At 37.7% G+C, this 236-nt stretch carries 1 protein-coding gene; it reads right to left on the bottom strand.

Annotation, left to right across the window (positions count from 1 at the left end; all coding sequences use genetic code 11):
- A partial coding sequence (locus Q4528_RS16035; protein ID WP_303522756.1) for a flagellar basal body protein occupies nucleotides 1-236 on the bottom strand: 236 nt, incomplete at both ends.

The following is a 236-nucleotide window of genomic DNA, read 5'->3' as shown; positions in this document are numbered from 1 at the left end:
GCTCGAAGGTCACCATTTTCAAAGACAGAATTAATCTCATTTACTGAAGCACCGTTTCCTCGATACGCTCCCTCATTAGTACTAGCATTTTGCGTTCTTGAGTTTCCAGAAACGACTTGAGAAAAACTTACAGAATCTCGTTTGTAACCAATGGTATTAACGTTAGCTATATTATTAGATATTACATCTACATACGTTTGTTGGGTTTGAATACCCGAGCCTGCAATATACAAAGC

The sequence above is a fragment of the Staphylococcus pasteuri genome (genome assembly GCF_030547725.1).
Taxonomy (GTDB): Bacteria; Bacillota; Bacilli; order Staphylococcales; family Staphylococcaceae; genus Staphylococcus; species Staphylococcus pasteuri.
This window is presented reverse-complemented; position numbering and strand designations above follow the sequence as displayed.